Origin of the sequence: Massilia sp. CT11-108, assembly GCF_047302915.1 — a bacterium.
GTDB lineage: Bacteria > Pseudomonadota > Gammaproteobacteria > Burkholderiales > Burkholderiaceae_D > Telluria > Telluria orientalis.
On the sequence record NZ_JBKYMO010000270.1, the window covers coordinates 1 to 7768 of the forward strand.

10 protein-coding genes and 1 pseudogene are annotated in these 7768 nt (G+C 66.4%); 5 read left to right on the forward strand and 6 right to left on the reverse strand.

Annotation, left to right across the window (positions count from 1 at the left end; genetic code table 11):
* The 4 genes and pseudogenes from ACEN88_RS19760 to ACEN88_RS19775 form a co-directional block, all read right to left on the reverse strand.
* Nucleotides 1–358 (reverse strand): annotated as a pseudogene (locus ACEN88_RS19760) (putative ABC transporter permease subunit); the annotation flags it as partial.
* A complete protein-coding gene (locus ACEN88_RS19765) occupies nt 355–1095 on the reverse strand; it encodes an ABC transporter ATP-binding protein (protein WP_413342260.1) in 741 nt (246 codons plus the stop codon). The pseudogene ACEN88_RS19760 and the gene ACEN88_RS19765, both read right to left, overlap by 4 nt.
* Before the next feature lies 1 nt (nt 1096).
* Nucleotides 1097–1612: a hypothetical protein gene (locus ACEN88_RS19770; RefSeq protein ID WP_413342262.1), complete on the reverse strand. Its 516-nt coding sequence runs from the start codon at nt 1610–1612 to the stop codon at nt 1097–1099.
* Nucleotides 1613–1639: 27 nt separating this feature from the next.
* Entirely contained in the window at nt 1640–2401 is a 762-nt protein-coding gene (locus ACEN88_RS19775) for an SDR family oxidoreductase (RefSeq protein WP_413342264.1), read from the reverse strand.
* 262 nt (nt 2402–2663) lie between these two features.
* Here ACEN88_RS19775 and ACEN88_RS19780 point away from each other — a divergent pair, with 262 nt between their 5' ends.
* Together ACEN88_RS19780 and ACEN88_RS19785 are read left to right on the forward strand one after the other, a co-directional pair.
* Nucleotides 2664–3623, forward strand: coding sequence for a GlxA family transcriptional regulator (locus ACEN88_RS19780; RefSeq protein WP_413342266.1), 960 nt, complete (start codon nt 2664–2666; stop codon nt 3621–3623).
* Between the two features lie 200 nt (nt 3624–3823).
* The gene (locus tag ACEN88_RS19785; RefSeq protein WP_413342268.1) at nt 3824–4015 is read left to right on the forward strand and encodes a hypothetical protein; all 192 of its coding nucleotides are present in this window, start codon (nt 3824–3826) and stop codon (nt 4013–4015) included.
* Here ACEN88_RS19785 and ACEN88_RS19790 read toward each other — a convergent pair.
* Nucleotides 4012–5538, reverse strand: a complete 1527-nt coding sequence (locus ACEN88_RS19790) for a YifB family Mg chelatase-like AAA ATPase (RefSeq protein ID WP_413342270.1) — start codon at nt 5536–5538, stop codon at nt 4012–4014. The genes ACEN88_RS19785 and ACEN88_RS19790 overlap by 4 nt on opposite strands.
* Nucleotides 5539–5646: 108 nt before the next feature.
* Here ACEN88_RS19790 and ACEN88_RS19795 point away from each other — a divergent pair, with 108 nt between their 5' ends.
* The gene (locus ACEN88_RS19795; protein ID WP_413342272.1) at nt 5647–6006 is read left to right on the forward strand and encodes a hypothetical protein; all 360 of its coding nucleotides are present in this window, start codon (nt 5647–5649) and stop codon (nt 6004–6006) included.
* Nucleotides 6007–6009: 3 nt separating this feature from the next.
* Here ACEN88_RS19795 and ACEN88_RS19800 read toward each other — a convergent pair whose 3' ends face one another.
* Complete coding sequence (locus ACEN88_RS19800; protein WP_413342274.1) at nt 6010–6258, reverse strand: accessory factor UbiK family protein; 249 nt, start codon at nt 6256–6258, stop codon at nt 6010–6012.
* Nucleotides 6259–6524: 266 nt separating this feature from the next.
* On the opposite strand from ACEN88_RS19800, the gene ACEN88_RS19805 reads away from it, so the two are divergent.
* Nucleotides 6525–7271, forward strand: coding sequence for a TorF family putative porin (locus ACEN88_RS19805; protein WP_413342276.1), 747 nt, complete (start codon nt 6525–6527; stop codon nt 7269–7271).
* A gap of 12 nt (nt 7272–7283) precedes the next feature.
* Nucleotides 7284–7622: a P-II family nitrogen regulator gene (locus ACEN88_RS19810; protein ID WP_025511601.1), complete on the forward strand. Its 339-nt coding sequence runs from the start codon at nt 7284–7286 to the stop codon at nt 7620–7622.
* Nucleotides 7623–7768: the final 146 nt, after the last annotated feature.

A 7768-nucleotide genomic window follows, 5' to 3' on the forward strand; every position in this document is an offset into this window, starting at 1 on the left:
GACGCACCGCGAAGATGCTGCGCGAGGGCAGGGGCGACGACAGCAGCAGATCGAGGTCGCCGCGCTCGAACAGCGCCAGCACGCAGGCCCGCAGGCCGCTCGACAGCATGAAGGTCGAGCACACGACCACCAGCAGGCTGATAGGGATCGCGAGCAGCGCGTCGCCCATGCCGTCGCGGCCCAGTGCGCGCAGCAGCGCGAACGCGATCAGGTGCAATCCGATGAACCCGATCACGAACACGGCGATGGCGGGCCAGCCCGGACGCCGCCTGCCGCCCTTGTTGATGGTCGCGCCATACCAGGCCAGGCGCAGCTCGTGGCCCAGCAGCCAGCGAATGCTTCCGGGCGCGGCACTCACCCTGGCTGTCCTTCGGTCAGGTGCAGGAATACGTCTTCCAGGCTGCCGCCCTGGGTGCGCTCGCGGAGTTCGGCCAGCGTGCCTTCGGCGATCAGGCGGCCCTGGCGGATGATGCCGATGCGCTGCGCGAGACGTTCCGCCACCTCGAGGATGTGTGTCGTCAGGATCACGGTGCCGCCCTGTTCGACGTGCGACACGAGCAGGTCCTTCACCTGGCGCGCGGCGGCCGCATCGAGGCCGGTCAGCGGTTCGTCCAGGATCAGGAGCTCGGGCTCGTGGATCAGCGCCCCGGCCAGCGCCAGCTTCTGCTTCATCCCCCGCGAAAACCCTTCCGTCAGCTCGTGCGCGTGCTTCGTGAGGTCGAGCCAGTCGAGCAGGCGGCGCGCGCGCGGTTCGGCGTCCTGCGCGCGGATGCCCCACAGGCCGGCGACGAATTCCAGGTATTCGGTCGGCCGCAGTTTCCCGTACAGCAGCGGGTCGTCCGGCAGATAGGCCATGCCGCGCTTCGCGCCCGCGGGATCGCGCGCGAGGTCGATGCCGAGCACTTGCACGTCGCCGGCATCGGGGGCCAGCAGGCCGGTGACCATGCGCAAGGTCGTCGTCTTGCCGGCGCCGTTGGGGCCCAGCAGCGCGTACAGTTGGCCGCGCCGCACGGTCAGGTCGAGGCCGTCGACGGCGGGCCGGCCGAAGGATTTGCGCAGGCCGGACAGGCGCAGGGCAGGGGACTCGCTGTTCATCTCAGGGCAGTTTGAAAGAGGTGATGAATTGTTCGACCTGTTCGGCGGGCAGCGCATCCTTCTTGCCGATCGCGATCACCTGGTAGAAGCGCTTGCCGCGCGCCTCGAAGTGGCCGACGAGGTGCATGGTCTCGCCGTTGCGGGTGCCGCTGGCGTCGACGTCGCGCGTGGCGCGGTCCGTGTCCGCGGTCGCCTTCTGGCTGGTGACGGTGGCGCCGATGTTGCGCACCAGCGCGAGCTGCATCGCTTCCAGCGCGGCCTGGGCACGCGCCGCGTCCGGCGCTTCGGCCGCGCCGACGGCGAACGTCGCGCCATCGACCTCGGCCGCCGTCATCGTCATCGCGACCTGCATGCCGTCGAGGTCGATGGTGCGCGTGAACGTTGCCGGTTTCGCTGGGAACATGACGCGGTAGGGCGCGTCCGGACTTGCATAGTCGCGCCAGTTGTACTTGGGGGAACAGGCCGCCAGAAGCAGGCCGAGCGCGGCCACGAGGGCCGCGAAGCGTCGTCTTGTCATGACGACATGGTAACAGGGCCGGACGGTTCAGGCGACCGGGATCGGGTTCTCCGCGATGTGGGCGTTGAACTCGTGGACCAGCTTGTGCTCGTCCGGCCCGGCGTTGTTGCGCAGCGGGACGGCGATGTCGACCAGCGCTTCTTCGCGGTCCGTGGCCAGGGCCTGCATGGTCTGGGCAATGAAGGCGTCCAGCGGCATGGCGCGTGGGTCGTCGCCTTTGTGGATCAGGTCGGTGTTGACCCACGGCGGCGCGATTTCCTGCACCGTCACGCCGGTAGCGCGCAGCATGAAGCGCAGCGACAGCGTGTACGAGTGCAGCGCGGCCTTGGTGGCCGAATACACCGCGTTCGTGGCGATCGGCACGTAGGCCAGTACCGACGTGTTGTTGATGATCGTCGCGCGCGGCTGCTTCTTGAGGTGGCCGACGAGGGCGGACGTCATGCGGACCGGGCCGAGCAGATTCGTCTCGATGGTGGACACGGCCGTGGCGTCGTCGATCGTGCCGGACGGATCGTCGAACGGCATGATGCCGGCGTTGTTGACCAGGACGTTCAGCGCGGGACACTCGGCGATCAGGGCCGCGGCGGCGCGTTCGATGCTGGCCGGATCGGCGATGTCCAGCTCGACGGCGCGCATGCCCGGGTTGGCGCGCGTCACCTCGTCGAGCAGGGCCTTGCGGCGGCCGCCGATGATGACCTGGTTGCCCAGTTTATGAAACGCTTCCGCCAGGCCGCGGCCGATGCCCGAGGTACCGCCGGTGATGAAGATGGTATTGTTCGTGAGTTGCATGGTGATTCTCCGTTCTGGTTATCAGGGGTGTGGAAGATGTTGTCTTCTGGGATCAATGTTGGCGCAAACATGTCTGCCCTGAATGACAAAGAACCCTCGAATCAGGACAAAGTGTGCGTATGCACATATATTCGGAAGCCTATCTACTTTGTCAGTTGTTTTTGGTTGGACCGGAGCGGTTGTCGTATGATTACCATCATGCACTGCAGCAGACGCTGTGGCGCCGGACTCTCCGGCGAACCTGATCATCACTGAGGACAACATGAAACGCAGAATCGGACTCTTGCTGCCACCCGGCTTCCAGGTCCTGGATCTCATGGCGACAACGGTCTACGAACTGGCCAATACCTTGCTGGAAGAATCCATGTACGAGGTCACGATGCTGTCGGAGCATGGGGGCGCGATGACCAGTTCCTCGGGCATCAGCGTGCTCACGGAAGCCGTCACGCGCTACGACTACGACACCTTGCTCGTGGCGGGGCAGATGGCGCCGCGGCGTCCGTCGTCGCCGGGCTTCGTCGAGATCCTGCGCCAGGCCGGCGTGCAGTCGCGCCGCGTGGGCAGCATCTGCACGGGCGCCTTCCTGCTGGCCGAGGCGGGCCTGCTGGACGGCAAGCGTGCCACCACCCACTGGTCGCTGGCGCGCGACCTGCAGCGCATGTACCCGAAGGTGCGCGTCGAGGAAGACCGCATCTTCATCAACGAGGGCAAGGTGTGGTCGTCGGCCGGCATGACGGCTTGCGTCGACCTGTGCCTGGCCCTCGTCGAGAGCGACCACGGCATCGAGCTGTCGCGCAACATCGCCCGCAAGCTCGTCGTCTACCACCGCCGCAGCGGCGGCCAGTCGCAGTTCTCCGCGCTGCTGGAACTGGAGCCGAAGTCCGACCGCATCCAGCAGGCGCTGTCGTACGCCAAGCGCCACCTGCGCAAGCCGCTGTCCGTGGACGAGCTGGCCGAGGCGGCCAACCTGAGCACGCGCCAGTTCAGCCGCACGTTCCGCATCGAGACGGGCCAGTCGCCGGCCCGTGCGATCGAGGTGCTGCGCGTGGAAGCGGCGCGCGCCATGATCGAGGGCAGCAACCACTCGATCGACGTCGTCGCGCGCGAGACCGGTTTTTCCGATCCCGAGCGCATGCGCCGTGCCTTCCTGCGCGCCTTCGGCCAGCCGCCCCAGGCCATCAAGCGCGCGGCGCGCGAACAGCAGACCACGGGCCTCACCTGATCCTTCGACAGGGAAGCGATGGCCTGATTCGAGGCCGATTGGTCTCACGCGTCGTCCTCCGTTCTGAAAAGACGCCTGCATCAGGCAACCAGAACGGAGTCGACGATGTCCACCGAGCCCACCTCCCTGCCCAGAGGCCTTCTCTCGCCGCGATCGCCGGCTTCGGCCACTGGCCGCTCGGCCTGCTGTTGCCGGGTGTCGTGCTGTGGCTGAACGCATCGTTCCAGTACGCCGGTTTCTCGCTGGGCGCGCTGGCGGGCGGGTTCACGGTGGCGCATGCGTCGCCCGGGGTCGTGGGCTGGGTCGGCGGCAGTTTCGAGGTGCTGGCCTTGCTGCTCGTGTTCGTCATCGAGCGGCGCCGGCAGGCGCGTGGATTAGTGGTCGCCGCTTAATGGTCACATAAGCCGCGCCGGTACTGGATCGCCTCGGCCACGTGCTGGGCGTTGACCGTATCGACGCCGGCGAGATCGGCGATCGTGCGCGCCACCTTCAGCACGCGGTGATAGGCGCGCGCCGACCAGTGCAGGTGCTGCATGGCGTCGCCCAGCAGGCGCGCGGTGGCGGTGTCCAGGTGGCAGTGGTGGTCGATCTCGCGCGTCGTCAGCTTCCGGTTGGCCTTGCCCTGGCGAGACAACTGGCGCGCGTGCGCCTGCGTGACGCGCGCGGCGATGGCGGCGCTCGGTTCGCCGTCGGCCAGTTGCGCCATCGTATCCGGCGTCATCGCGGCCACGGGTACCTGGATGTCGATGCGGTCGAGGAGGGGACCGGAGATGCGGTCCTGGTAGCGCTGCACGGCGTCCGGCGTGCAGCGGCACTTGCTCGACGGGTGGCCGAGCCAGCCGCACGGACATGGATTCATCGCCGCGATCAACTGGAAACTGGCGGGGAAGTCGGCCTGGCGCGCGGCGCGCGAGATCGTGATGGCGCCCGTTTCCAGCGGCTCGCGCAAGACTTCCAGGACTTTGCGGTCGAACTCCGGCAACTCGTCGAGGAACAGCACGCCGTGGTGGGCGAGCGAAATTTCTCCGGGACGCGGCCCCTGGCCGCCGCCGACGAGGGCCACGCCGGAACTCGTGTGATGCGGACTGCGGAACGGCCGTTTTTTCCAGCGCTCGATGGCGAAGCTGCCCGCGAGCGACTGGAGCGCGGCCGTCTCCAGCGCTTCCTCCTCGCGCAGCGGCGGCAGCAGGCCGGGGAAGCGCGACGCGAGCATGCTCTTGCCGGCGCCCGGCGGTCCGATCAGCAGCACGGAGTGCAGGCCCGCGGCCGCTACCTCGAGCGCGCGCTTGACCTGCTGCTGGCCCTTGACGTCGGCGAAGTCCGGGTACACGGGCGGATCGGCCGACGGCACGGGGCGGTAGCGCGCGAGCCGCGCCTCGTCCGACGTCGCGGCGAAGTGCGCGCACACGTCCAGCAGCGAGCGGGCAGGGTAGATGACGGCGTCCGTCACGAGGGCCGCCTCGTCCGCGTTCGCCCACGGCAGCACGAAGGCGCGCGCGGACGTGTCCTCGTCGGCGTGCTGGCGCAGCATGGCAAAGCTCATCGCCAGCGCACCGCGCACGGGGCGCAATTCTCCCGACAGCGACAGCTCGCCGGCGAATTCGTAGCCGTCCAGCGCGCCGGATGGGATCTGGTCGGACGCCGCGAGGATGCCCAGTGCGATCGGCAGGTCGAACCGTCCGGATTCTTTTGGCAGCTCGGCCGGCGCAAGATTGATGGTGATGCGCCGGCTGGGAACCTCGAAGCCCGAGTTCTGCAGCGCGGCGCGCACGCGGTCTTTCGATTCGCGCACCTCGGCGTCCGCCAACCCCACGATATTCATCGCCGGTAGTCCATTGGCCAGGTGAACTTCGACGCTGACGGCCGGTGCTTCCATGCCGGCCAGGGCGCGGCTTCTGAGGACGGCGAGGCTCATCGGACTCCTTCGACGGTGGGCGAGGCCTCATCTTAGGCAAGCGGAGACGATGCCTGTTGAGAGGGGACAGGCCTGTATGCCGAACTTTTTTCGCGTCGGGTCTGCGCGGTGTCTGGTAATGTAGCGGGCTCCGCCTTCTCCTGCCCACGCATGCCCCGACTGATCCTGACCCTGCTCGCCCTCGCGGTGCTGTTCTGCCTGCTGTGCGGACCCGTCGCGTGGGTTGCGCTGCGCCTGTGGAAGCGTGGGGATCTCGACGCGTTCCGGCCGCTGCGGGCCGTGTGGATCGCGCAGGTGGCGCTGGCGTCCGCGCTCGTCTTCGGCGCGGACAGTCTCGGGCTGACCAATCCGATGGGCTGGATGGTGGCGATCGTGTTTGCGGTCAGCCTGGGCGGGGCGGCCTTGTTCGCGCTGTGGCGGGTGATGGCTCGGGCGAAGGTGCGGATGAGGGTGCGCGGCCGCCCGTAGGCGTCAAGCCTTGGCGTCGGAGGCGGCCAGCTTCGCTTCCAGTTCCGCCACGCGCAGTTCCAGCGCCTCCAGCTTGGCGCGCGTCTTGGCCAGCACCTGGGCCTGGATATCGAACTCTTCGCGCGTCACCAGGTCCAGCTTCGAAAAGCCCTGGGTCATCATCGCCTTGACGTTGCGCTCGATGTCCTTGGCGGGCGAGTTTTCGATCGCCTGATTGATCTTGCCCTGCAAATCATTGAAAAAATTGTTCATTTCACACTAGTCCTTGAGTCGGCATGCCGCACCAAGAAGGTGCGTACATACCTGATTTGGTGCGTGCACCGCGACGGCGCACGCGCCCTGGTCCCGTTTGTATTTTGAAAGTAAAAAACTGGGGGCGGAAGGGGTGAAAAACAAGCGGGAACCCGCCCGGCATGGGGGTGGCACGCATCCTGCTAATCAACCATTAACCATAAGAGGTCGCAATCCCGGATTGTAAACCGCAACCCAAGAATATGTTCAACTAAAGGGAGTGTCGTATGAAGCGTCGTAACAGCAACTGGTCCCACGCCGCAGTACTCGCAGCAAGCCTGTGGAGCCTTCACATCGGGCTGGCCGGCGCCGAAGAGCAGAAGCCGGACAATGAAGTGAGTTTCAACGCGGCGGTCACGAGCGATTATCGCTACCGCGGCATTTCCCAGTCCCGTCTCGACCCCGCACTGCAGGGCGGCGCCGACTACACGCACAACCCGACCGGCCTGTACGCGGGCACCTGGCTGTCCACCATCAAGTGGACCAAGGACCTGGGCGGCAGCGGCGACGTCGAGTGGGATCTGTACGGCGGCAAGCGCGGCAACCTCACGGGCGACATCACCTATGACGTCGGCGGCCTGTACTACTTCTACCCGAGCAATGGCCTGCATCCGAATGCCAACACGTTCGAACTGTACGGCCAGCTCGGTTTCGGCCCGGCGTACGTCAAGTACTCGCATTCGCTGACGAACCTGTTCGGCACGGCCGACAGCAAGGGCAGCGGCTACCTGGACATCGGCGCCAACGTCGACGTCGGCAGCGGCTTCACGCTGAACCTGCACGCCGGCCGCCAGAACGTGCGCCACAACGGTTCGTTCTCGTACACCGACTACAAGCTCGGCGTCACGAAGGACCTGGGCATCTGCTCCGTGGCCCTGTCCTGGATCAAGGCCGACACCAGCGCGTACCTGAGCCCGTCCGCGGAAAACCTGGGCAAGTCCGCGGCCCTGCTCACTGTTTCAAAAACTTTCTGAAGAGGCAATCACATGAAAATGATCACCGCCATCATCAAACCCTTCAAGCTCGACGAGGTGCGTGAAGCCCTCTCGGAAATCAACGTCCAGGGTATCACCGTGACGGAAGTGAAGGGTTTCGGTCGCCAGAAGGGCCATACCGAGCTCTACCGTGGCGCGGAATATGTCGTCGATTTCCTGCCGAAGACCAAGATCGAGGCAGCGGTCGACGATGCCATCGTCGACCAGGTGATCGACACCATCCAGAGCGCCGCCCGCACCGGCAAGATCGGTGACGGCAAAATTTTCGTCTCCAACCTGGAGCAGGTAGTCCGTATCCGTACCGGCGAGACCGGCAACGAAGCGCTGTAAGGGGAATCCGATGATCCACACCATTACAAAACTGATCGCAGGCGTATCCGTCGCCGTGGCGCTGGCCGCAGCCGCCCCGGCCATGGCCCAGGATGCCGCCAAGCCGGCAGCCGCTGCTGCCGAAGCTGCAGCACCCGCAGCCGCAC

Excerpts from the sequence above, each read along its gene's own strand:
- ACEN88_RS19765 (WP_413342260.1), bottom strand. The coding sequence starts at position 1,095 with ATGAACAGCGAGTCCCCTGCCCTGCGCCTGTCCGGCCTGCGCAAATCC.
- ACEN88_RS19770 (WP_413342262.1), bottom strand. The coding sequence starts at position 1,612 with ATGACAAGACGACGCTTCGCGGCCCTCGTGGCCGCGCTCGGCCTGCTT.
- ACEN88_RS19775 (WP_413342264.1), bottom strand. The coding sequence starts at position 2,401 with ATGCAACTCACGAACAATACCATCTTCATCACCGGCGGTACCTCGGGC.
- ACEN88_RS19780 (WP_413342266.1), top strand. The coding sequence starts at position 2,664 with ATGAAACGCAGAATCGGACTCTTGCTGCCACCCGGCTTCCAGGTCCTG.
- ACEN88_RS19790 (WP_413342270.1), bottom strand. The coding sequence starts at position 5,538 with ATGAGCCTCGCCGTCCTCAGAAGCCGCGCCCTGGCCGGCATGGAAGCA.
- ACEN88_RS19800 (WP_413342274.1), bottom strand. The coding sequence starts at position 6,258 with ATGAACAATTTTTTCAATGATTTGCAGGGCAAGATCAATCAGGCGATC.
- ACEN88_RS19805 (WP_413342276.1), top strand. The coding sequence starts at position 6,525 with ATGAAGCGTCGTAACAGCAACTGGTCCCACGCCGCAGTACTCGCAGCA.
- ACEN88_RS19810 (WP_025511601.1), top strand. The coding sequence starts at position 7,284 with ATGAAAATGATCACCGCCATCATCAAACCCTTCAAGCTCGACGAGGTG.